Annotated in this window: 14 protein-coding genes; all 14 read right to left on the bottom strand. The window is 38.8% G+C overall.

The features are described from left to right. Positions 1-40: 40 nt before the first annotated feature. The 14 genes from A8805_RS12805 to A8805_RS12740 all read right to left on the bottom strand — a co-directional run bounded on the left by A8805_RS12805 (position 41) and on the right by A8805_RS12740 (position 25,105). Positions 41-1,507 carry an ABC transporter ATP-binding protein gene (locus tag A8805_RS12805; RefSeq protein ID WP_109711751.1) on the bottom strand — a complete coding sequence of 489 codons (1,467 nt, stop codon included), beginning with the start codon at positions 1,505-1,507 and terminating at the stop codon, positions 41-43. 13 nt (positions 1,508-1,520) lie between these two features. Next, a complete protein-coding gene (locus A8805_RS12800) occupies positions 1,521-2,213 on the bottom strand; it encodes an energy-coupling factor transporter transmembrane component T (protein ID WP_242992385.1) in 693 nt (230 codons plus the stop codon). 41 nt (positions 2,214-2,254) lie between these two features. Continuing rightward, a complete protein-coding gene (locus A8805_RS12795; protein WP_109711747.1) occupies positions 2,255-2,857 on the bottom strand; it encodes an MptD family putative ECF transporter S component in 603 nt (200 codons plus the stop codon). 32 nt (positions 2,858-2,889) lie between these two features. Then, positions 2,890-4,632 (bottom strand): ABC transporter ATP-binding protein, encoded by a 1,743-nt coding sequence (locus A8805_RS12790; RefSeq protein WP_109711745.1) that lies wholly within the window; start codon positions 4,630-4,632, stop codon positions 2,890-2,892. Further along, positions 4,625-6,412, bottom strand: a complete 1,788-nt coding sequence (locus tag A8805_RS12785; RefSeq protein ID WP_109711743.1) for an ABC transporter ATP-binding protein — start codon at positions 6,410-6,412, stop codon at positions 4,625-4,627. Before A8805_RS12785 ends, A8805_RS12790 begins: the two co-directional genes overlap by 8 nt. Before the next feature lie 78 nt (positions 6,413-6,490). Next, positions 6,491-7,114 (bottom strand): TetR/AcrR family transcriptional regulator, encoded by a 624-nt coding sequence (locus tag A8805_RS12780; protein WP_181392832.1) that lies wholly within the window; start codon positions 7,112-7,114, stop codon positions 6,491-6,493. A 99-nt stretch (positions 7,115-7,213) separates the two neighbouring features. Further along, a complete protein-coding gene (locus tag A8805_RS12775) occupies positions 7,214-7,876 on the bottom strand; it encodes a VOC family protein (protein WP_109711739.1) in 663 nt (220 codons plus the stop codon). Between the two features lie 2 nt (positions 7,877-7,878). Continuing rightward, positions 7,879-13,380: a non-ribosomal peptide synthetase gene (locus A8805_RS12770; RefSeq protein WP_109711737.1), complete on the bottom strand. Its 5,502-nt coding sequence runs from the start codon at positions 13,378-13,380 to the stop codon at positions 7,879-7,881. Between the two features lie 26 nt (positions 13,381-13,406). Then, a complete protein-coding gene (locus tag A8805_RS12765; protein WP_181392831.1) occupies positions 13,407-14,405 on the bottom strand; it encodes a Gfo/Idh/MocA family oxidoreductase in 999 nt (332 codons plus the stop codon). Position 14,406: 1 nt separating this feature from the next. Next, entirely contained in the window at positions 14,407-15,465 is a 1,059-nt protein-coding gene (locus tag A8805_RS12760; protein ID WP_109711733.1) for an NAD-dependent epimerase/dehydratase family protein, read from the bottom strand. A gap of 4 nt (positions 15,466-15,469) precedes the next feature. Continuing rightward, a complete protein-coding gene (locus tag A8805_RS12755) occupies positions 15,470-21,691 on the bottom strand; it encodes a non-ribosomal peptide synthetase (protein ID WP_109711731.1) in 6,222 nt (2,073 codons plus the stop codon). 27 nt (positions 21,692-21,718) lie between these two features. Continuing rightward, positions 21,719-22,966, bottom strand: coding sequence for a glycosyltransferase (locus tag A8805_RS12750; RefSeq protein ID WP_109711729.1), 1,248 nt, complete (start codon positions 22,964-22,966; stop codon positions 21,719-21,721). Beyond that, the gene (locus tag A8805_RS12745) at positions 22,963-23,535 is read right to left on the bottom strand and encodes a sugar O-acetyltransferase (RefSeq protein WP_109711727.1); all 573 of its coding nucleotides are present in this window, start codon (positions 23,533-23,535) and stop codon (positions 22,963-22,965) included. Before A8805_RS12745 ends, A8805_RS12750 begins: the two co-directional genes overlap by 4 nt. Further along, complete coding sequence (locus A8805_RS12740; protein WP_181392830.1) at positions 23,522-25,105, bottom strand: AMP-binding protein; 1,584 nt, start codon at positions 25,103-25,105, stop codon at positions 23,522-23,524. Before A8805_RS12740 ends, A8805_RS12745 begins: the two co-directional genes overlap by 14 nt. Positions 25,106-25,134: the final 29 nt, after the last annotated feature.

Genomic DNA, 25,134 nt, shown 5'->3' with positions numbered 1-25,134 from the left:
CAGACTTCTTAATTAAGCTTTCAAACTTGTTTCTTAGCCTTTATAATAGATTAAAATAATCTGCCACAAAGTGTATGTTATCTGAAGTCCATTCTCCGCTGCGGGTAACTGTTCCACCCTCTATAAAAACAAAGTAGTCACAGCATGCAGCTACTAATTCGGGATCATGGGTAATAATAAATTCTGTTTTTCCTAAAGAAGATAGCTTATGTATATTCCCTGCAACTTCTTTCATATGCCGGTAATCCAGCCCACTGGTTGGCTCGTCAAATACAATAATTTCTTTATCAGATGCAACAGCGCTGGCAATCGCGACCCTTTGTCTTTGTCCGCCGGAAAGGGACATAGGATGTGCATCCTTATATTCTAACAAGTCAAGCTCCGATAGAATTTCTTCAGCAATTTTTTCTTTTTTTTCATCTGTAGGAATATCTGCGCCAAGTACAACCTCCTCCAGCACACTTTCTGAAAATAATTGATGATTTACATCTTGCATTACCATATAACAAAGACTTATGCGCTTTTTCCCAATATATGGGGCGCCTTTATATATCAGGGTGCCTTGCGCCTTTTTCTCCAGCCCGCAGAGGCAGCGGGCAAAAGTCGTTTTTCCGGCTCCGTTATCGCCTAAAACTGCAACCACAGCACCCCCCGGAACCTCTAACAATGGAATGTTTAATATCGGAGTTTTTCCATAGGAAAACCGAAAGTCTCTTAACTCAATCTTTTCATGGCTGTCTGCTTTTCGCTTATGCTCCGGATAAAAACGGCTGTGAGCACGCAGCCCCATATTATGAATTTCTGCCGTTGTCTTTTCCCAAAAAGAATCTGCCGCTAAATCCAGGGCAATTTTGCCATCTTTGAAGAATAAAACCCGGTCTGCAATACTGCGCAGCCATGCAAGGCGGTGTTCCGCAATTATAATTGTTTTTCCCTGGGCTTTCCATGAAAGAAGGATTTTTTGCAGTTCCTGTATAGTTCCGATGTCAAGATTGGAAGAAGGCTCATCCAAAACAAATATTTCCGGCAGCAATGAGCTGACAGAAGCGCAGGCTATTTTTTGCTTTTCACCGCCTGAAAGTGCAAACAGGCTTTTTCCCAGCAGATTTTCGATGTGCAGAGATTCTACTGTTATATCAAACCTTTTAAGTATATCAGCCTTTTCCATTCCAATATTTTCACAGGCAAACACAATTTCTGTGTCTGTCTGCAATGTATAGAATTGAGACTTTGGATTCTGAAAAACAGAACCTACGTGAGGGGCAAGCTCATACAGCTCAACCTCTTGAATATCTTGCCCTTCTACAAGTACAGTTCCCTCTAATTCACCTTCATAATAAGAAGGAATCAGACCATTGATAAGTCTGCTGAATGTAGTTTTGCCGCTGCCGGATTCTCCGCACAGAAGCACAACCTCTCCCTTTGGAATCACTGCATGGATATTCTTAACAGCAGCGCCATTTATAGCATTTTCATATTTAAAAGAAGCACTTTTAACCTGAATCACTTTCTCTCCTCCCCTACCATCCCAGCAAAAGCGACAGTGAAAAAATAACAATGACAACCATGCAGAATATAAACGCAACTGCATCCTGCCAATGAAATCCGATGGGACACACATTAGTACGGCGTGTCGGTGCATGAAAGCCCCGGGTTAAAGCAGAAGCCGACAAATCATTTCCGATAGAAACCAAGCCCATTAAAAGGGGAACCAGCCGATATTCCAACATTTCAATAGGATTACGCCAGGAGCCCACCTCCCGAAGCTTCATAGCATCCCGTATAGCCGCATATTCCTCCTTAATTGTAGGAAAAAACCGAAACATAATAGAAATGGGGACAGTAAGCTTCTTTGGTATATGTAAACTGTCCATTGCCGCCATAAATTCACTTACCGTTGTAGTTAGTATCAAGAGGCAGAACATCGACATACTTGGCAGCGCCTGTGTGCATACTGCTATAACTCCGGTAAACAGAAAGTTTACAATGGATGGTAAGTGAGGCAGCAATAGATATGGAAGCGTTGTTGTAATAATATACATTCCCACATAATAAACCGCAATCCATGTTTTTTTCAAAAGAAGGAGGAAAACCAATGGAACGATTGCCAAAACCGGCTGGACATAGCGCATAGTCCCCATGCCGTCACCTGCAAGCATAACGAAGGAAACCGTAAGACACAGAAATATTTTTGTACGGGGATCTAAATACATTTGCCTTGCTGTTGGGCGCGTATTGCGCAATATTGTTTCCATTAAATCAACCCACTTTTAATAAAATGCTTTTTCAAAACAGACCTGCCTAAAAGCCCCCCCAGCAGGCCGCCGGCAAAAGCAGACAGCATTACCCCAGGGAGCACCCATGGGTAACTAAAATAATTTACAACTGTAGTCATATAGTCTGTTCCCATAGAGGCTGCAGTTCTTTCAAGAAACTGTGCACTGCCCGTAACCCAGTAAATCGTATTTGCATTTGCTCCCACACAGGCGATTGCAAAGGCTAAAATAGCTCTGTTAGCACTTTGATATTTCGCGGAACGTAAAATCAGTTCTGCAATCAACGCACAAATTATTCCGATAGTTAACGAATAAACACCCAGCCCTAAAAGTACCATTACAGTTCCATTCACAATATATGTAATTAAAACCATGCCAAATTTTTTGATTTTGCTGAAATACAGCATCATTGGAATGCCTAAAATAATGCTGCTGAAAAAACTCATTAGTATAGACACAATTGGTATTATTCCAAGTACACAAGATACGAGAATATAGATGACCAGGTAAACAGCTGTAAAGATTCCGACCGTCATCAGATCTTTTCCACTCAATACGTTGATATTTTTCTGTTTTTTCATTACAAAATTCCTTTCTTTAAAAAATGATTGATTTATGAGATGGAATTAACTGTCCATGCTATGTTTTCGTTTTGCAGGGAGTACAGTCGATGATATAAACCATGTTCCTCCATGAGTTCTTCATGAATTCCTGATTCAAGCAAATGCCCCTCTTTTAAGACAATAATTTTGTCGCAGTCCACAATGGACCGAAGTTTATGTGCAATAATCAGAACCGTCTTGTTTTCAATCAGTTTCCCGATAGCCTCCTGAATTTTCGTTTCATTCTCCGGGTCAATAGAAGCTGTACTTTCATCCAGAAGAATAATTGGTGCATCCTTTAAAAACGCACGGGCAATAGACAGCCTTTGCCGCTCACCACCGGACAGCGTTTTACCATTCTCGCCAATTACGGTATCGTATCCTTTGGGTAACCGTTCAATAAACTCATCACAGCGGGCCAGTTTTGCGGCAACCATAATTTGTTTCCGGGTAGCATCTTCCTTTCCGATTTTAATGTTATTGTAGATCGTGTCATTAAATAAAACGACATCCTGGAAGACGAAGGAATAGTTTTTATAAAGTACCTCCGGATCAATTTTATTTACGTTTACACCTCCGATAGACACACTTCCCCGCTGCACATCCCAAAACCTGGCAGCCAATTTGCACAGAGTGCTTTTCCCGCATCCCGATGGCCCCACAATGGCAGTAATCTCACCTTGTTTTGCGGTGAAAGAAACATTATGGATTACATCTTCCTGATTATATCCAAAACTCACATGATCAAAAGTAACATCAAACTGAGACAGTTGAATATCTTGTTGCCCTGTCTGCTCAGGGTAATCCAGGAGATCACGAATCCTTTTGGCACTAACCAGGGAATAAATCAATTCTCCCAACATTTCACACGCCTTTGTCAGCGGCTCGTAAATTCTAACTGCAATGAACAAAAACAGCAGAAAGGTTACTGTGGTGATTTGACCGGAAATCAATCGTGTTGAACCCACAATAATGACTAACCCCAGGCCTAGACGCATCGTATTGTAGGAAATGGATATGGTGATTCCTGACAAAAGCTCATATAAAATTTGTCCGGGAATCAATCGTTTGATTTTACTTTCTAAAGTCTTTTGGTAAGTTTCCATATTGGGAGATGTCTGCAAAACCTTTATGTTCTCTAAATACTCTTGCAGACCATCACTGATGTCCAGCTTTTTTTGCTTATTCTTCTTGTTTGTTCCTTCGGAAATTACGCGGCATAGTGCCATTACGGCTGCGGCCATTGGCAGGCATGCTGCTAAACACAAGCTTAAACGCCAATCATAAAAGAATAAGATAGCAAGAGCAATTATTCCCGATAGTAAACCACCAATAAGTTCTGTTGCAACAATTGCAAGAGTATTTTGGGCAACTGCAACATCATCCATAATGACAGATGTCAAATCACTTAAATTTCGCCTGCCCAGATAGGATAAAGGCAGTTTGCGCATTTTATCAGCTAATTTCATACGCAGAACTGAATCTTCCTTGCCGGATGTAAGGTATTTCTTACGATATGTAATTTTATAAGCCAAAAAGATAACAATTAAAACAATTAGCGCTATGCCCCAATATATCCAAAGGGAGATGCCGCCTGCAGTATATCCAAAATAGCGGTTCAGCATTTCATCTGTAATCAGGGCAAACAAAATCACCGGCAGCAGGGTGGCAAGATTGAACAGACACATACACAAACTGGCTTTTATAATTGCCCGGTTACCTTCGTCGGTTAAACGATAGATTTTTTTAAGCATATTGCTTTCCTCCAATCCTCCAGGAAATGCTATTTTGATATTCTTCATACATATTTGCATAAGCACCATCTGATTTCAGTAATTCTGTATGTGTTCCTCTCTCTATAATCTCCCCTCGTTCCAACACACAAATTTGGTCCGCATGAATGACGGTAGACAGGCGGTGTGCAATCATTAGCACCGTTTTACCCCGCAGCAGTTCATCTAACGCTTTTTGAATAAGATGCTCATTTTCCGCATCCGCAAAAGCAGTGGCTTCATCCAGCAAAACTACGGGGGCATCCTTTAAAATAGCACGGGCCAATGTAATACGCTGCATCTCACCGCCGGAGAGGTATATTCCCTTTGTGCCAATTACTGTGTCAGCCCCATTGGGAAGTTTCTCTAAAATATCATCACATCTGGCCAGATGAAGAGCGTGCAGCACATCCTCTCTTGAAGCATCTGGTGTGTAAAAAGCAACATTTTCTATAATAGACATTTTGAAAAGATTCGTGTCCTGAAAAACGATGCTGACTTGTTTCATCCACTCATTGTAATCTATGTCCCTGACATCAACGCCGCCGATTCTTATGGTACCACCCTGGACATCCCAAAATCTGGCAATCAGACTGGCAATCGTACTTTTTCCGCCGCCGGATTCCCCCACTAATGCAGTGACTGTTCCTTGCTGTATAGTAAGTGAGACATCATTCAGCGCTCTTTCTGCATCGGCTTCATAGGCGAAAGAAACATGCTCTAAAGAAATTGTGCAATCATCAGGCACCTTGGGATGCGTTGTTTTTGATAATGGCTGTTCATTCAGAATTTTGTCAATGACATCTAAAGAAGCCTTTGAAATCATTAAGTTAGATGAGCTTTTCATAATTCTTGATAAAATGGTAACCACAGCCGGAATCAGAACAGCGAAAAAAACAAAGCTTAGTATGGTACGCTCTGGGTTATTGCCGAAATTAAATAGAATAATTCCACTTGGTATTAAAAAAAAGAAAATTCCGTTAATAATTGTATTATACGCACTGTCCGTATTCTCCATAGAGAGCGCATATTTAATCATATAATCACTGTATTCTTTTACTGCTGCTTTATAGCGCCGAAAAGAATTTGCCGTCTGCCCAAAGACTTTAACAACGGAAATACCACGTACATATTCCGTTGCAGCATTGCTGATGTCCTCAGCCGATTTTTGATATTGTTTCACAAACCCCTCGCTCTCACCCTTCAGCATAGAGGCAAGAATCAAAAAACCAATGACGATAGGTATCAGGCAAACCAATGACAGCCGCCAGTCATATACAAACATGAATACCAAAAAAGCTGCAGGTAAAACTGCTGACTGAACAAAATCAGGTATCTGATGGGCAATAAGTGTTTCAAGATTATCCGTATTTTTTTCAATAATTTTTCTTTGCCTGCCGCTGGGATTGATAGAATGATATCCCAAAGGGAGCCCGCCAATATACTTAAACAGCTTAATTCGCAGTTTTGCCACTGTATTATAGGCAGTTATATGAGAAAAAAGCTGCGCCATGCCATAAAGTCCAAAAGACAACGAAATTAAGAAGACTGCCTGCCATCCCAACTCTATTAAACGGCCCTGATTCAATCTTGAAAAGTCTCCTAAAGACCTTACAATTTCCTTTGCAACATTATAAACAGAAATAAATGCACTCAAATTCACTACAGCCGAAGCGGCTGCAAGAATAATAGATAGTGTCATTGTAACTTTGAATTTGCCCATATAGCTGTACAGGTGGACAAATACACCCTTTTCTTTCATCTTTACACTTCCTCCTGATATTTTTACCGTTAGTTTTAACTAACCTTCTGCCAAAAAATAAACGCCTGCCCTAGGCATTTACTTTTTTAATTGAAGTATATCGGCCCATCCAACATTAAAGAAATATTTAAGCTGCTCTACATAAGTTCGGGCTTTTTCACGAGTCATTCCATGAGTAACCGGCTCAAAAAAACCATACAGATAAGAACTGATTAGAATATGAATCGTCTCAGATGTTGCTGTTTTCCCCTGTATGACTGCTTCATGTCCGGTTTCCTTCATAAAGCAAATGGTCGAGTCAACGATAATATCCACTAATTCATTCAAATAACTTTCATAAGAAGATCCCTTGGAGCATGATATTAGTAACTTGAAAGTATCAAAATTATCGTAAATGTAATCGACAAAATCCACAGCTTGTGATTCAGGACCTAAGGCAGCAGCTTCTTTCTCCTGATTTGACAAAGAATGAAAATTATCTTGTTCTCTTTTCAACACATCTTTGAATTTATCAGCTACAGGGGAAACCAGTGCGCGAAACAATTCATCTTTTCCGGAATACCTTTTATACAACGCACCCGAAGTCACCCCGGCATTCTTGCATATCACATTGGTAGAAGCTTTTTCATAGCCACATGACAAAAATTCTTTTTTGGCAGATTCCAAAATGCGCGGATCAATACTTATATCTGGTTTTGACACAACAATCCTCCTACTTTGATAGTAGTACTATCGATAGTACAGCTTTTAGTATAGTTAGTTCTATCTGATTTGTCAATGAATTTTTATTCGTTTTACAAATTAGAACCACTTCCCAAAGCCGTATCTGAAGATTGAGTTCTGAGATTTACTATGGTTAAACTCAATATAGCTAATACCTCTGCTTCCATCAACAATTTCAATCCTGGTATCTATCGAAAGTCCTCTAAAAAATCGTATTTCTTCCTTTGTTGCACTGTAAACCAATTTCTTAATTCCATTTATTTTATTGGGATGTTCAATATTCCATACATCTCTTCCGCGCAGAGCCGTATTAAAGAACGGATAATTCGCATTACTTGGTAATAGGCACTTACATTTTATAGTATTTCCATGTATATCCTTTCTTGAAACAGGAGTTAGAAAGGTATCACATTCCAGTATTTCTTTATATCTCCTTTTAAGCAGCCCCTTTTCATCTTCTTCCATATGAAATGCCAATCTAAAGAAACCCTCACTTACTTTTTCTTGTTCCAGAGAAGTTTCCAGGTATTCCTTCATCCTGAATAATTTTAAAAGCATCTTAATAAAGGAAGTAATATGCATATTTTCTATTAACTCAATATAGGAATGGTCGGGAAAGTATATTAATGCATTATAAGGTTCTTTTTCTCTGCCATATTCAACCTGAAACCCCATATCCCTGAATTTTTGCACAGATTCTTTCAAATTATCTACCTTATACAGCAAATGACTAATATCCATAATCAGTATTCCCCTTCGTCCAGCGTCTCCAAAATAACATCTAATACCTTGTGATAGTTATCTTTATTAAGGCATGTTGCATGATTCCCATCTATTTGCCTGATTGTCAGATTTCCTAAGCATATATCTTCAAAATCAGCCGGCTTTTTTGTCTCCGGATAAAATGAATTAACAGTGGGCGCTTCTAAGTATAAGACGTTTCCAAAATAAAATTCATCAAACTTATAATTCATCATTGCTTTAAATGTATGCTCAAATATATCATATAAAATCTTGAACATGGAGAATGTACTTTCATTTCCATTAAATTTTTCTCCGCCGGATTTTTCAAATATATTCTTTAGCCTTTCTTCATGGGTATCATCCAGCAATGCCGTAAATAATCTTCCATACTCTTCGTATTCTTCTGAGAGCGTGATAAGTTCAGAGTTCTTAATATTTCTATGCTCACCCTTTAAAATATCTTCCATACATTTTTTCATTTTTACAATATCGATATCATATCCGGCCTTCCCCATATCCAGACCAATCGCAGTCCCGTATGCGAGTTCTGTAATCATCTGGTTATGAACCATATGCGTTGCCAGTTCGGAGCTGATCATCACCACATTTTTCACATTTGCATTATTTTCAAGAAGGATTCTTGCTGTCTCTAATGCGAGGAACCCGCCAACACAGTATCCCAGCACCTCATAACTCTCAGCCTTCATGTCTAATAACAGCTGTGCATACTTTTCTGCTCTCTTCTTTATGAGTTCTTCTGCAGGAACAGATAAGTACTCTTCATTGTTTCCATACATAAAACCTACGACTGAAATATCATCAGAAGTCTGATCCAGCAATTCAGGAATCAGGAATTCATAATCAACGAGTCTTCCTGTGCCCGCATGAAGATATGCCTGTACCAGTTTCCGTTTCTCCGGATTATCCCGATATACTACCATCGAGCTATCCATCTGCTTACTGATGCTTTGGGCGGATGTATTTCCCACTGGTGTTTTCTCTGCGGTCTTTGTCTGGATTACGTCAGCTATTCCTTCAATCGTTGGATTATTCAATGCATCCTGCATCAATTCATCCCAGGAAACATCTCCCAGTCCTTCAATGGATTCCCTCATTTTAGAAACCACCTGTGTAATCAGAAGGGAATCGCCGCCGACATAGTAAAAATTATCTTTCTTGCTGATTTCAGCCACATTTAAAACAGATTTCCAGATATCTGATATCTGCTGTTCTACATCACTGAATTGTTCTTTTACAACCGTTTTCTTATCCGATGCCAGTCGTTCTTCGCAAATGCCGTTCAGTGCCTTACGATCAATCTTTCCGTTTGCCGTCAACGGAATCTTATCAATAATCTCAATCTGATCTGGAATCATATATACAGGAAGACGGGCAGCCATATATTTCTCAATTGCCTCTACATTAATCTTCTTGCTAAATGAAGCTGCTTTGTTCTGACAGAACAATACACTCTGGCCACATTCAGATAATAAATCATCATTTTCAGGCAATATGAAATAACAGTTATAACCTGCCTTCTCAATAAGCTCAATCCATTTCTCTCCGGATGTAAATACATCAATCCCACTGCTTCTATGATCTGTAAAGCCATCTAATCCACCCTTTAATTCCAGGGATGTCGTCAGAAGATAGGATTCCTTCGTAGCTTCCATAATGATTAAATATCCATCCGGCTTCAACAGCTTTCTGATCTTAGATAAATTCACCTCAATATTCTGTGAATTATGTAATACATTTGCACATAAAATAATGTCATATTTATTATCCTTAAAGCCCTGTACATCATAGTCCTTGTTAATATCCAGCAGCTTATAATCAAGAAAACCATAATCCGCATATATGGTTTTGGCTTTATTAATAAAGAACTGTGAGACATCCGTAAAGCAGTAACTTACATTGCTGCAGTTTAAGTTTTCCAATACAGTAGTCGTTGTTCCCCCGACACCTGCACCAATTTCAAGAATAGAGGCGCCTGTCTTACAGCAATTGTTAATCAGATCTGCTGCCACATAATTTAATCTCCGGTTGATCATATTCTCCCGGTAGGCTGCGACAGCTACATCCGTATTGCCCTCAGGGAAGAATAACGACAGTCCCGTAATATCTCCGCGAATCTGCTCAAGGATTTTTCTTCCTGATTCTCTCTGATATTGCATCAGGGCTTCACCATAATGAATTTCATTTCCGATTGCCATAAAATCGTCCCAAATCCCATCACGGTCCTTATATTCTGAAGCTTTTTCAGTCAGGCCATACACGTTCCCTGTACAATTTAAAATCTCCGCTTCAACCAAAGCTCTCAGCATCCGGTCTACAATTGTATTGAACTCGGCCTGCTCATTTGTTGTATTATGGATTTCTTTACGGCTGTGCTTTTTACCTGCATCATCAAACAATCCAAGATTAACAAATAAAGCCAGCATATCAGCCAGCGCGGCTTTATCTGATTGCTTTTTCCATCTCATGAAATCTTCCCGGCTGATATCCTCAAACCGCTGATTGCATGCCTCTTTTAATCTTCCGATTTCAACTTCATTTGTCTGCCCCAAATTCTGTTCCATACTCTTATATGGCTCTAAGAATGCAAAAAGTTTATTTGATTTATTAGGACGTTTGTGATAAATGACCGTACAATCCGCTGCCTCCTTTGTTTCCTTGATGACACTTTCAATTTCACCGATTTCCACACGGTTTCCATTTATCTTAATCTGATTATCTCTTCTGCCGCAGATCATCAGAATTCCATCTTCCGTGTAATATCCGATATCACCGGTTCTGAAAAGACGTTCTTCTAATTCATCATTATATAAGAACTTTTCATCTGTTAATTCTTTATCTCCATAGTATCCGCTTGCTAATCCATCACCGCCAATATATATTTCACCTTTTACTTCATTTGGGCACTGCCTGAAACCGCTATTTAATACAAACATTTTCTGATTGCTCAATGGAACTCCGTAAGGAACCAGCGTGTTCTCATTAAAATCTGTAATATTCCAGTACAGTGACCAGACAGAACCTTCCGTAGCACCGCCCAGGCTTATCATCTGGTAATCCCTTAACAGTTCACTTACTTTTCCCGGCAGCTTATTATCAATGACATCTCCGGATAATAAAAATAACCGCAGCGACTGAACTCTCTCACGATTCCCTTCATTAAGTTCCTGAAGCAGCATTTTTAACAATGCCGGTACAGAATTCCAGATCGTAACACCATTCTTTTCCACTAATTCCATCCAGTGGACAGGATTTATGACACTGCTTTCTTTCGGGATTACCAACGTACCACCTGCATCAAAACAGCCAAAAATATCATAAATAGATAAATCAAATGATAATTTTGTTAACCCGAGGAAAACGTCCTCATTTGATACATTGAATTTTTCATTTATATCAATAATCGTATTTTCAGCAGCCTTATGTGTAATCATTACTCCCTTTGGAACACCCGTGGTGCCTGATGTGAAAATAATATATGCCAGATCATCCGGTATGGCTGTTGGTTCTGCTGCAATATCCCGACTTATTTCATTCTGAAGTGTAAGATGTATCACCTTTTCCCGGAATGCATCCTCAATCTGGGAGTTCGTATCATCTGTCAGTAATATAAAACGTGAATTACTGCTTGTAACAATCTTCTGCTGTCTGGCTGATGGCTGATTTACATCAATTGGTACAAATGCGCATCCAGAAAGCAGCGTTCCGATTGCAGAAGCAACCTGCCAGATTCCTCTGGGTTGAATGATTGCAACATTATCTCCCTTTTGTACATTTTTGCTCTGTAATAATTGCATTACAGACTGAATATATTTTCCGAATTCTCTATAAGTATATTTTTGTTCATCAAATATAATTGCCATTTCATCCGGACGCTCTGCTATATTTTTAAGTACTCCATCATAAAGCATTCTCTTTTCAAAAGCCTTTTCTGCATGATTATAGGAATCTCTGTCTTTGAAATAATCCGGGGCAAATGTCAGCGCCTCTTTATCTGTCCAGTCACTGTCTGTAACAATCTTTTTAATTGTATTTTCAAATGTGGTAAACATATCGGAAATAACATTTTCTTTGAATATGCCATCCCTCACATCCCAATGGATTTCCAACTCTCCATTTCTCTCAATTACCTGACAGTCAATCCATACCTGCGGAGTTCTGCTGATACCCTCAATAATTTCTAAGTCAGAAGCATAATTTTTTGATTTTTCTTCTCCCACAGTACTCGTAAATACAACTGGGAAGATTTTATTTTCATCCACATAGCGGTTGACCTCCCGCAGGACCTCAACGCCAGAGAACTCCATATGTGCCATATCCTTTAAAAGCGTATTCTGGATTCTCCTGACAAGATCAATAAAAGGTTCCTCTTCTACAGAAACTGTAAGCATATCCACCGAAGTGAAATCTCCAACAATACTCATTTCTTCATTTGAACGCTGCATCAGAGTTACATTGATGCACATCTGCTTACTTTCAGACCATCTTCCTAAAATGGAAGCATATGCTGCCAGTACTGCATTTGATACAGTGACACCATTTTGGGCTGCTGCTTTTTTCAGTGCTGCATAGCTGTCACGGCCTAACATCATTTTTCTTCTGCCGAACACCACATCTGCTTTTCCATCAGGGGTATTTTTTGAACGGATAACAGGTAATTCCGGACACTTAAATTCATTATTTGCAATCTTATCTTTCCAATATTGTTTTGCTGCCTGATTCTTATTGTTTTTCTTTCTCGAAAGAACAATATCTCTAAATGTGATTTCGTTATTGGCCTCCAAAGAAAATTTACCATTATTATAGTAATCAAAAACATCATTTAAAATAATATTAATACTGATATAGTCAGCAATTAACATATCTACACAAAAATGAATGATTGAGTATGTCTTTCCCTGGCTAATGATAAACTTGTGCATTGGCCATGAAGCAACAGCAAAGTCATATGTATACATCTGCTCACGTATTTTTTTCACTTCAAAACTGTTCTCCAGTCCCTGGCTTACATTTACTTCTCTGACTTCAAGGGCAGGCATTTCCGCTTCCTTTCTAACAACCTGTTTCCCATCCCTGGTGATGATGGCTCTGAGCATATCATGTTTCATAATAGTTTTATGCCATGCGTCCTGGAAACGAATAACATCAATCAGGTCTGATTTGATTTCGATATATGTGTAACAGCCGGTTCCGCCTAATTCATAACCGGATTGTCTTCCTGAATAATAAGCGCTCTGAATATCTGTTAAAGGAAACTGCTGATATCTCTTACTCTCATCATGTGTAAGCTTTACTCCATCCGTATCTTTATCTGCTTGTCCATTATTATGTAAATATAAAACAATCTCCGATTTATGTTTTTTTAAATACTTCAGCATATCCTTTTCTATAGGTCCCTTACTGGTCCGGTATGATATATTCTGACCATTTTTTAAAGTTAGAGTGATTCCCTTTGACTCACACTTTGCTAAAAACTCATTCATTTGATTTCCTCCACCTATTTTAATAATTACCTGCTGATAAAATCTGATATATCTTTCCACAAACGGCACAAAGCTATATAGTATTGCATATCTGCAGCATCACATTTTTTCTTTATGATTAACTCCTTATTCGCTGTCAGGAAATTATTTACTGCTTCCGGCCATATGCTGTGGTACAACTCGCTGTACTTTTTTCCGCCTGCATCATATAAAATCTCTGTGCCATTCACATTGCGTATTTCATCTTTACATTCCTGTCTAAGATACTCCTCTACAACATAAGGTTTTGATACCCATACGACTTGTCCATTTACTTCTGTTAATTTTAAATTTCCCATTCCCGTCATCACATTTATTTCATTTAACATATACGCATATTTTTTTATGTTGTCTGAATTCATATGGCTCTGGATACGGAACATAAAATCAATACCCTTTATCGTTCCACATACATAATTCTGGATATCCGTTTTGAAGCAGTGTTCATAATCTAAAATATATGGACTGATTCCTCCCAGTGTACTTCCAACCTGGTCGATAAACGGAAGTAACACCGGAAGACTGCATGCACCATCAATACTGTAGATCTCACTTTTTGCTTTTAGCTCACAAATTTTACTATGAAAAATCCTGGATGAAGGTAAATACGAATAGAATGTATTTACCTTGTAAAAGACATTATTTTTCATTGCAATTTTATAGTTCTCCACAGCTTCTTCTGAATGAACCGGCTGTTCCTGAACAACACTGATCTGCTTATTCAGCAATTTTTGTGCGATTTCATTTCCAGCTCCACCAACTATTCCAGAACGAATGACAACGAAAGCCAAATCAAAATCCTGATTCGTAATTTCATCCACATCTTTATAAATGGGTACCTGATATTGGCCTGCTATTTTTCTGGACTGTCCGCTTCCGTTAGATAAGATACCTGCCAGTTGAAAATCCTCATTTGCAAGGACACCTTTTAAATATATCTGTCCAAAAACTGTTCCACACAAAAGCACTCTTATTTTCTTTCCCATCTTATAATTCTCCATGAATATCTACGGATATTCCCAGATTCTGAATCAGATGCAGCACTTCATCCGAGTCCGCAAGTTCAAATGGCCAGTATACTCCGCCAGCTACCTCATGATGAATCAGAGTATCCGCCATATATGCCAGCATCGCTGCTGTAAGTTTTGAACTGTCATTTGTGTCCAGTCTCAGAACAGTTGTCTCATACTCTTCAATTGATTTAATCACAATCGTGAACCAGGGCTGCTTTGATTTATTTAATTGATTTATCTCACGAAGTACCGTGGAAAATAGTTTATTCAGGTCCTCTTCTTTCTTTAACCGTGATGCCTCCACACAGCCAAACATTATGATCCGTTTCATACGTTCCTCTGCCCAGATTGTATAATTCCGGATGTTTTGAACTCCAAGATACTTTACAACACTTCGTATTTCACTTGTCAGGATTAGCTGTGTACTGATTTTATCCGGCAGCTCCTCTGCACCATCAAAGAGTTCCAGATACAAGTTCTTGTTCTTTACTGTTTCGGAATCTTCAATGTAGCAGTTTGATTCTCCGTAACCATTTATACTGCTTAAAATGATATCCCCAACAGAGCCAATGCTTCCTCCTTCTCGTCCCCCGCTCCAAACCTTCATTTCCTGTGTTTCTGCCTTATACATGCTGCGGATTAGTACGCTAAGCATCCCCGGAACGCTTCCAGCATTTAAAATAATTCTGGACGCCTCCTGTTTCAGACTATCTTTACTATTTGTCCACCCAAAGGCATCAATATAATCTTTTCCGGCATTCACGACTGCAGGTAATATTTTTTGGTTTGTCAGCAGTGAGGGGCCCGTGCAGTTGATAATGATGTCACACCTATCTATGAATTCCTTTAAGGAACGGGGCTCATCAATATTTACCTTCTTTGTGTCAGGACCATTTTCTAAGCCCCGGCCGCCTTTCAATACAGTCAGCTTTTTTTGCTGTAATATTTCTGCCAGAGACTGTCCGATTATTCCAGTGGCCCCCAGAATACCAATTCTTTTAGAGCCCTGTGCGAAATCACTTATTTTATTCATGAACCTAGATCATTCCTTCCTCAATATTGTCCGCCAGAAAACCAGCCAGGTTTTCAATACTATCATGTTCTACAATATCTATAATCGTAATATCTGCCTGAAGTTCCCCATTTATTTCATTGATCATTTTTACCATTCCAAGACTGTTTCCGCCAAGCTCAAAGAATGTCTTACTGAAATCCTTCACCGGAACCTCTAAAAGTTCCTCCCAGATTACTGCAAGTTTCTCCTTATATTCCTTGCCGGGATTCTGTTCATTTGAATTTATATAGGAATCAGGCTCTGTATTTTCTCTGCCGGTCTCTGGCTTTCTAATCTTTTCCTCCTGCGCCCTGCTCCCTTCCGAAATCACCCAGTTCTCATCACTCACAATGGCCATATTCTGCGGATCAGCTATATAGGAATAGATCTGGCTCTTATAAAAGTCAAACATTTTATCTAACAATTCTTCTGAGAGCAGTTCATCAACACTGTCCCAATTAAGTGTCAATCCTTCATTTTGCTCTACAACCTGATGATCGATCCATACCTGTGGTGTCTGTGAAATGTTGTAGCTTAACCTTCCAATCCACTTATTGTCGTCCCACTGATTGATTCCAAGACCACTTGTGAACACAATCGGCATAATGGAATCCTTTAAATTTCCATCTCTGTGCCGCAGCTCTCTCTCAAATTCCACCGCCGTGTAAAGTGAGTGCTCCAGATCACTGACCAACTGCCTCTGAATCGCCTTCGCCCTTTCCATAAATGAGCTGCCTTTGATATATTTTGTTTCTAATAAAGTTAGATTTGTAAAATCTCCCACAAGCTTGTTGATCTGTGGATGCTGAAAGCTCCGCTCAAACTGTGTCAGGTTAAGGGCAAAACTCTTATTATAAGACCATCTTCTAAGGCTGTCCGAGAATGCTGTAAGTAAGAATACTGTTGGTGTGATTTCATTCTTTTGTGATAGTAACTTTACTTTCTCCCATTCATCTGCTTCAAGATGCATATGTCTCCGGCAAAATCTATAATCTGATAATTCCGATTCCTTCTTAGCAAGGGGAATCATTGGCTGTTTGCTGAAATCGTTCAGTCTCGTTAACCAGTATGTTTTATCTTTTTCATACTTCTCAGTACTGCGTGCTTTATTTAATGAAATAACATAATCACGGAACGAAATCTGCAGTTCCTCTTCTTGGTAATCATCATTACGATATCTTTCTGCCATTTCATCTAATAAATAGAACATGCTCCAGCCATCTAAAATTAAATTATCAAAGCTGATATGAAGTCTTGAATTGTTCTGATCAATCATGGTGAGCTTCATATCAAACAGCGGCCATTTTTCAGCATCGATGACCTGTCTTGACATTTGCTCTCTCGCCTCATAAAGATATCTTTGTTTAGCTTCCTCATCAAAACCTGACAGATTTGCTGTCTGAATCAGATACATAGGTGCTTTATTCATAATCCGCTGCTCACCATTTTCAGATACTACTGCTCTTAGCATACCGTGATAAGCAATCATATCATTCCAGACCTTTTGCAGCCTTAGAATATCAAGCTCCATACAATCAAATTCGTAATAACAGTGGGTTGAAACATTACCCATATTAAATGCACCTTTTCTGCCAATCCAGTATGCAAACTGTACATTAGTAAGTGGAAATGACTCGTTTTCGTTCTCTTTATCTATGATAATCTGCGATTCGTCTTTCTCCACCTTCAAACTGTCTGCATTCTGCTCAATAAACCGGGCAAGTTCCAGGGCTGTAGGATTTTCAAATATATTTTTGATTGAAATATTAATATTATGTTGATTCCTCAATAATCCAATGACCTGAGTCGCCGTCAGTGAATCCCCGCCCAACGCAAAATAATTGTCCTGTGCCTTGATATTCTGTACATGCAGCACCTGCTCAAAGATGTTCATAAGCAATGCCTGTGTCTTATTCATCTGGCCGCTCTCTGAAAACAATGCCTTTTCATCCTGTGTTTCCATGTTTTGTTTTACAATGCTGCTTAATTTCTTTCGGTCAATTTTTCCATTTTTATTTAATGGAAACTGATCCACCTTATAAAATGCGAAAGGCATCATATACGAAGGAATCTCTCCTTCCAGATAATGAATCAGGCGATGAAATGTTAATTCTTTCTTATTACCTACTGTGCCAACAAATAACATGCTGCCGTCTGATGAAACCTCTTCTTCCTCAGTGATATAGTTTATTTTATATCCTGAAGCCTCAAGCTGCTGCTTCACTGACTGGACATCTGGTATGACGCTGCCGCCTCTGATGGAAAGATCCATATCAATAAATCCCTTTTCAAGAATGCCTGGAACCACCTCTATAATCAGCAGTTCTTTATTTAGCTCACTTCCAATCAGGCAGCCGTCTGGCTTTAATAATCCCGAAATTTCCCGCAGCTTATCAGCAATATTGTTAAAACGATGTAACGAATTTAAAGCTATTACAATATCAAATGTATCTGCATACATCTCCTTCATATCCTCTGGATTTCCAGCCTTATATTCGAATTCATCAAATTCAGCAATGATGTCCTGATAATCCTTCTGGAAAAAGATTGTATTTTCCAGACATGTATATTCAGCAATCCATTCCTTGTTCTGCTTAAGCACTGCTCTTGTGAATTCTTTATCCCTGCAGCCAATCTCAAGTATTCTCAGCTTTTTCTGCTTTCTTTTCTCAGCAATGCTATGAATCAGGTTTAACGTCTGCTCTATATTTTCAGAATAACCGGCTATATGCTTTGCTAAAACATCTGGTCTGATATTAGAATCCTCCTTATAGAACAACTCAATGGGAATTTTCTCTCCTTTTAAGATTCCTGTAATATCTGCCTGCAGGCTGTTAAATACTTCATCATAGAATTGAAATGGTGCATGAATATCTTGATTTTTTTGACCAAGCCTTTCTGTTCTGAGATAGTTGTCTTCTATTTTTTCAAGCTGTTTGTCATTCACTAACAGTTCTAACCAACGATATACCACGCCCCTCATTTCATCAGAAATCTGCCCTGTTTTCACAATCTCCTCAAAGCTGATTGTTCTTTCAAATGAAATGCCTGATTGTTCCAGGACATCTCTAAGAAAATTTAATGTCATGGCATTGATACAGTCACGGAAATCTACCCATACTCCCCCTTTTTCATTGGAAATATTCAGGATCTTCCGGCAATCAATTTCTTCTCCTTTTTTATCTATGTAAAATTCAGCGGCCATTTCCTCTATCTGCAGAAAAGCAACAATCTTCTTATCGTTTTTGCTGTGTTCTTCAGCGCTTACGACTGCATTTCTGACACCCGGATACTTCTTGATTGCATTTTCAATCTCGCCCAGCTCAATACGATGTCCTTTAATCTTTACCTGGCTGTCTCTTCTGCCTAAAAATTCAATTGTTCCATCATTCCATGTCCGTCCGTTATCTCCTGTCTTATACCAGCACATCCCATTAGAATCTAAAATAAATTTTTTCTCTGTTAATTGTGTATCTCCCCGGTATCCTTTGGCAACACCCACACCGCCGATCCAAAGTTCACCTTCCACATAATTGGGGCAAGTTCTTCCATAATCATCAACGATTCGATACACTTGGTTCTTCAAGGCCTTTCCATAAGGAATGGATACCCAGTCAGATGGGACTATCTTTGGGACCTCCAGATAATTTGACCATATAGAAGCTTCCGTAGCTCCTCCCATCGCAACAATCAGCGATGTTTCATCACTGATAGCATAAAACCGGCCAGGTAATTCAATTGGAATCCAGTCTCCTGACAGAAATGCCAGCCGGATCTTTAGCCATTTTTTTCTTCCCTCTGCCATGGTCGTAAGCATATCAAATAAGATTGGAACCGAATCCCACATGGTCACGTTATATTGGTCAATCATCTGTAGCCATACATCTGGATTTTTATAATCTTCTTCGCTTAAAGAAATGATTTTCCCTCCGGCGGAAAGTGTTCCAAAAATATCATACACAGATAAATCGAAATCAATGGCTGATACCATCAGCAGTGTATCGTCTTTACCAACACTATATTTTGCATTTAAATCAAGTATTGTATTGACTGCACTCTGATGTACTATTTCTACGCCTTTTGGAACACCTGTGGAACCTGATGTCATAATTACATAAGCCGAGGAATCATGCGAAACCTGTACCGGTTCTTCCAGTTGAAGTTCATCCGACATCGCCTGGTCTAAATCGACCATATTGACATCATCCTCCAGAAGCTTACAACCATCTATTGTCTCTGCGTCACTCACGACATACCGGATGCCAATCTGATCATATATTTTCTTTCTTCTCTCCCCAGGCTGGCTGCCGGCAATCGGAACATAGACTCCACCAGCAAATAAAATGCCTAAAATTGCATAAATCTGCCGATACCCTCTTGGTAAAACGATTCCTACATAATCCCCCTGCCTGATTCCTGTATCCCTTAAGCTGGCTGCAATCCGCAATCCTGTATTCATAAGCTCTTGATAGCGGATTTGCTTTCCAGTGATGCTGTCAATGACCGCAAGTAATTCCGGAGCTTCTTTTGCATTTTCCAGAAATTCTGAATACAAATGCTTTTGCGGATATTGCAGCGGCAATATTTCCATTACCTCTTTTGTTCTTGTCTTTTTCTGATTGTCAGGCAATACATCGATTGTTTTATTCCAATCATCCTGAGCTGCTAATGTTTCCACCATTTTTATCATAGAAGAATACATGTCTTCAATCACTGTGGAATCAAATAATTCTTCTACATAGTCCCAGCACAATATCAAGTCTCCCATATCAGAGAATGACTGGAAATCTAACCACACCTGAGGTGTCTGGGAAATCATATGGCTCAGTTTGCCTAATGTTTCTCTTGTCGCTTCTGTCTCAAACGGGAAATCAATGTTGCAGGCAAATACGATTGGTGCAATCGATTCGGAACCTCCATTGATCCTGTTAATATCCCTCTGTACCTGTACCCCCGAATAACTGGAGTGTGACATTCTCGAAATAAATGTATTGTTGATTTTTCTGTAATAATCTAAAAATGTCTTTGTTTCTGAATTTGAAACATCCAGTAACAGCAGATTTGTAAAATCGGCAATCAGCCCTTCTACATCCTGATTTTCCTCATCACGGTCAAAAAGCGGGATATTGATAATAAACTTTTGCTGATTCGTCCATCTGCTGATAACCGAGCTGTAGACCGTAAGCAGGAACATCGCTGGTGTTATACCATACGTCATTGCCTTTTCCTGCAGTTTTTTCCATGTTTCCGCTTTTATCTTCTTATTTTTTCTATGAAATCTTACAGTCTTTACCTCTTCCGGTCTTACCCGCAAAGGAATCGATGGGGCTTCATAGGGATAGGATTCTATCACTTTACTCCAATACTCTTTATCCTGATTCACTAGTTCATAGTTTTCAGATTTTGCTTCTAAATAATTTTTAAAGCAATCCTTATCATATGTGCGAATCGTTTCTCCCTTATACGCTTTTGTTAATTCTGTAATCAAAATATGTATACTTGCAACATCTGCAACCAGTAAATCCGCATCCAAAAATAATTTACTCTTCCCTTGCGGAAGTAACGCACATTCCAGATGAATATTTTCTCCATCCTGTACATTCAGTTTTTCATGGGATAATTTTGTTCGGATCTCCATAAGCGCTTTATCACATGTTTTCATGTCCATATTTTTAAAATCATGGATAACCGCCTGTTGTAAATGCTGCTCATCTAATACAACCTGTTTTCCATCATCTGTAAATTTTGCTCTCAGCATTGGCTGTGCTTTCTGCACCATTTCCCATGCGGATTTTAATCTTTCCTCATCTCCAATATTTCCATCAAACTCAAAATATGCATGGCATCCTACTCCACCCAATTCCTGATCATTTTGGCGCCCTGCCCAATATGCATACTGAACATCCGTCAGGTCGAATTCTTCTGTGTCCATATTTTTTGTTTCTTTTTTCTTTGGAATTACAGCATCCTGAACCACATCTTCAATTGCCTCAATTATCTCTGCCCAGTTGTTAAATGTAGGCTGCTCAATTAAATCACCAAATGAGACCCTGCATCCTCTCTTCTTTAGAAATGCAGAAATTTTCATAATCATGATCGAATTCATGCCCATATGAGTAAGATTGGCACATGCGTCAAATTCTTTAACTTTTAGCATGCTTAGAATTTTTTGTTTCAATTCATCTATTAAATAACCCTTTTTCATTTTCTGTCTACCTTTTCTATTTTTGATTCAGTGGAATTTTTTCTGAATTATATCTGCAGCAATATCAATTCCATTGTCACTTACTTCTGCGGAAAATTTCTCTGAATTGATCCGATATTTATCATTGCTGATTAAATCAATGATACTGTTTTCAAATTCCGTTTCGTTTATCCCCTTTTTTACATTAATTGGCGCGGGGCCCACCTCCAGGTAAAAACATTGTCCGCCCCAGAAGACCTGGTCAGCTCCAAACGCCATAATAAGCTGTGGTTTTCCATTTCTCATGCAGGCATGCACAGTACCATTTCCACCATGATGAATTGCTGCGTCTACTTTGTGAATGAACTGCTCAAACGGTATATAATCCATGATATAGATTTTCTGTAATTGATTCTTAAATTCACGGTTAATCAGGTTTCTGCAGCTTTTGGGTACGATTACACCTTTATTTTCTTTCAGCAAAATCCTTACTATCCTTCGGTATAGTTCATCAGCTTTATCATAATTCATACTTCCAAACCCAACATAAACCGTGCCTTCACATTGATCAATAAACTGATAAAGCTTTTTTATTTTTTCATTCTCTTCGTTTTTAGCCAGGCGGATCCAGTTTCCTGTAAGATAGATATGGTCTCCCCACTTTTTATCTTTATTTGCCAGAACCTCGTCGTACTGATAGAGAGTAATGATGTTTTCTCCATTCATCTTCCTGTAATCTCCAAACCTGCCCATTTTCTTTAGCCCTAAGCGTTCTCTCCAGATCTTTACCGTTTTTACCGCCGCCCAGGCCATTAGTGTCCGGCACATGACATTTCCAAAATAACAGGACAAACTATCACGTTTCATAGTATCCATGAGAGAACAATACTTTCTTGTTACATCAAACGGGAATGCAAATGTCCGTATCACCGGTATATGAAATTTTTCAGCAAAATGATATGCAAGGGCTCCAAACTGCATATAGATAATCAGGTCATTCTTTTCACAAGCCCTGTAAAAATCATCATATAAACCTGGGTATTTCCCCAGCAGGAAACTGATTCCATTCATTCCTTCAGAACGTGTATTATTACTATTGCCAAGTAGCAGACTCACCATTTCTTCTGAATCTCCTGATATTTTCGAAAATACCAGTCCCCTTTTTTCAACGATAGCTCTGTAATTTTCAAATGTTGCCAGATGGTATTCATATCCTCGTTTTACCAGTTCTTCCCCCAGCAAAATAAACGGCATTATGTCCCCATAAGATCCCAGAGTAATGGCCGTTATTCTCATTCTTCTTTCTCCGGCAGATTTCGGATTACTTTACATGGATTCCCTGCCGCGAGTACATTCGGGGGAATATCTTTTGTTACTACAGACCCCGATCCTATAACACTATTTTCTCCTATGGTTATTCCTCTATGTTCAGGGCAAACAACCGTTACACGGGAGCCGATGTATACATTGTCTTCAATCACGATGGGATTTGCATATCCGTACCCAGCCTTTCTTCGTTTAGGATCCACACTATGCCCCGAACTTATAAACTCACAATTCGGTCCAACCCAGACATCATTTCCAATCTTAATTTCTCCGCCATCTAATATACAGCAATAGCTATTTATTGCCACCATATTTCCAATCTCAATATTGTATCCCAGGGCACATTTAAAGGGAGAAAATATAAGAAAATCTCCCTCCGCTTTCTTGAATAATTTTTTCAGGAGTTCAGTTCTTTTTTCAATATCAGATGCAGGAATATTATTATATTCATAGCAAACCTCTTCTGTTCTTAGCATATCATGTAGCATATCCCTGCGATTGTTTATGTTAAAGTCTTCATTTTCATTATTCTTTTCCATGAGATAATCTTTCCTTTCCAATTTCAATTAATCCTTTTTTGTCTGTTTTTCCAATTTTTGTTAAAGGAAGCATATCAATCATAAATACACAATCTGGCAATTTAAATAATGCCAGCTCTTTTTCCGTAAGATAATTTCTCACTTCACTTAATGTAATATCATTGTCAGAAACAATAAATACGGAAATCATTTCTCCTTGATTTTCATCTGGCAATCCTACAACTGCACAATCTTTAATTGAATCCATACTGATTAAATATGTTTCAATTTCAGAAGGAATTATTTTTTCTCCGGATTTATTAATTAATTCAGTGATTCTTCCAGAGATTTTAAGATTCCCACCTTCACTTAGGTATGCACGGTCGCCAGTTTTATAAAATCCGTCTTCTGTAAAGAATTTTTCATTTTCCGGATTATTGTAATAAGAATGTATTGTATATGGCCCCCGGATAAGCAGTTCCCCATATTCTCCATTTTTTAATGGATTACCGTTCTCGTCTGCAATTCTTATTTCATCATATGGCGAGATTGGTTTGCCTTGAAACATTTTTATGATTTCTTTGCTGTCCGAGAGCGCAGTCATTGTATTCAGCCCCTCTGCAACACCAAATACCTGCTGCAGAGTAAATACATCCAAATCAATTAATTCCTGGGCAATTGCTTCTTCCAGAAATGCACCGCCAATTTGAACTACTCTTAAAGACGATATGTCGTAAACATCTTCTTTTAACATTTCCAGCATTAATTTTGCCATGGAAGGGACCATGGATATAAATGTTGCTTTATATTCTTCAATAAGCTCTAACCCCTCATTAATATCCGGATATGTACTTAGGAGCAGCGTTGCCCCCTTTGAAAAGGTCCCCAGAAACCCCGGATGTCCAATAATAAAATTATGTGCCAATGGCAGGATTACTAATACAATATCTGTTTTTTGCAGTTCGCATCTTCTTACTGACATCTCCGTATCGTACAGATAATCTCCGTGGGTCCGGGGAATCAGCTTTGACATTCCAGTAGTACCACCGGATAGCGATAAGAATGCAATATCCAGATTTTCTACATATGGAAATTCCTTTCTCTTTATAATATCCAGACTGTCTGTAACAAGTTTTTCACTATTAATCTGGAGTATATGCTGTATCTGATTATCCTCTTTCAATTCACTTATAATCTGCGCATATTCGAATCCCATATACCGCTCCTGACATATATATCCTGTGGGCTTTGCTGTATGAATCATACCCTTTATTTCGTTAATTCTGTGTGCCGGCAAAGCCATGATTGGAATCGCCCCTATTTTCAGCAGTCCAAAGAAACAAAGAATGTAATTTATACTATTCGGAAGCTGCAGTATGACTCGGTCTTCCCGCTGAATTCCCATATTCATTAAGCCTGCAGCCGTTTCAGAGATCAGTCGTCCAATCTCTGCATAAGTGTTCTTTTCACCGTTTGAAATAATACAGATTGATTCTCTATATTTTTCACACCATTCACACATTGCATCTGCAATTGTACTGTTGTTCCAGCCTTCAATCGTCTGATACTTTTTGTACTTTTCTCTATACATTTTCCACCCTGCCATTCTTTCCTTTTATT

The sequence above is a fragment of the Faecalicatena contorta genome, assembly GCF_003149105.1.
Lineage (GTDB): Bacteria > Bacillota > Clostridia > Lachnospirales > Lachnospiraceae > Muricomes > Muricomes contortus_C.
The sequence above is the reverse complement of the archived record's forward strand: the minus strand, read 5'-3'. Positions and strand labels throughout refer to the sequence as shown.

What these genes read in the sequence shown, in the direction of transcription:
- A8805_RS12800 (WP_242992385.1), bottom strand. Translation starts at nt 2,213, where the DNA reads ATGTATTTAGATCCCCGTACAAAAATATTTCTGTGTCTTACGGTTTCC.
- A8805_RS12795 (WP_109711747.1), bottom strand. Translation starts at nt 2,857, where the DNA reads ATGAAAAAACAGAAAAATATCAACGTATTGAGTGGAAAAGATCTGATG.
- A8805_RS12790 (WP_109711745.1), bottom strand. Translation starts at nt 4,632, where the DNA reads ATGCTTAAAAAAATCTATCGTTTAACCGACGAAGGTAACCGGGCAATT.
- A8805_RS12785 (WP_109711743.1), bottom strand. Translation starts at nt 6,412, where the DNA reads ATGAAAGAAAAGGGTGTATTTGTCCACCTGTACAGCTATATGGGCAAA.
- A8805_RS12775 (WP_109711739.1), bottom strand. Translation starts at nt 7,876, where the DNA reads ATGGATATTAGTCATTTGCTGTATAAGGTAGATAATTTGAAAGAATCT.
- A8805_RS12770 (WP_109711737.1), bottom strand. Translation starts at nt 13,380, where the DNA reads ATGAATGAGTTTTTAGCAAAGTGTGAGTCAAAGGGAATCACTCTAACT.
- A8805_RS12765 (WP_181392831.1), bottom strand. Translation starts at nt 14,405, where the DNA reads ATGGGAAAGAAAATAAGAGTGCTTTTGTGTGGAACAGTTTTTGGACAG.
- A8805_RS12760 (WP_109711733.1), bottom strand. Translation starts at nt 15,465, where the DNA reads ATGAATAAAATAAGTGATTTCGCACAGGGCTCTAAAAGAATTGGTATT.
- A8805_RS12755 (WP_109711731.1), bottom strand. Translation starts at nt 21,691, where the DNA reads ATGAAAAAGGGTTATTTAATAGATGAATTGAAACAAAAAATTCTAAGC.
- A8805_RS12750 (WP_109711729.1), bottom strand. Translation starts at nt 22,966, where the DNA reads ATGAGAATAACGGCCATTACTCTGGGATCTTATGGGGACATAATGCCG.
- A8805_RS12745 (WP_109711727.1), bottom strand. Translation starts at nt 23,535, where the DNA reads ATGGAAAAGAATAATGAAAATGAAGACTTTAACATAAACAATCGCAGG.
- A8805_RS12740 (WP_181392830.1), bottom strand. Translation starts at nt 25,105, where the DNA reads ATGTATAGAGAAAAGTACAAAAAGTATCAGACGATTGAAGGCTGGAAC.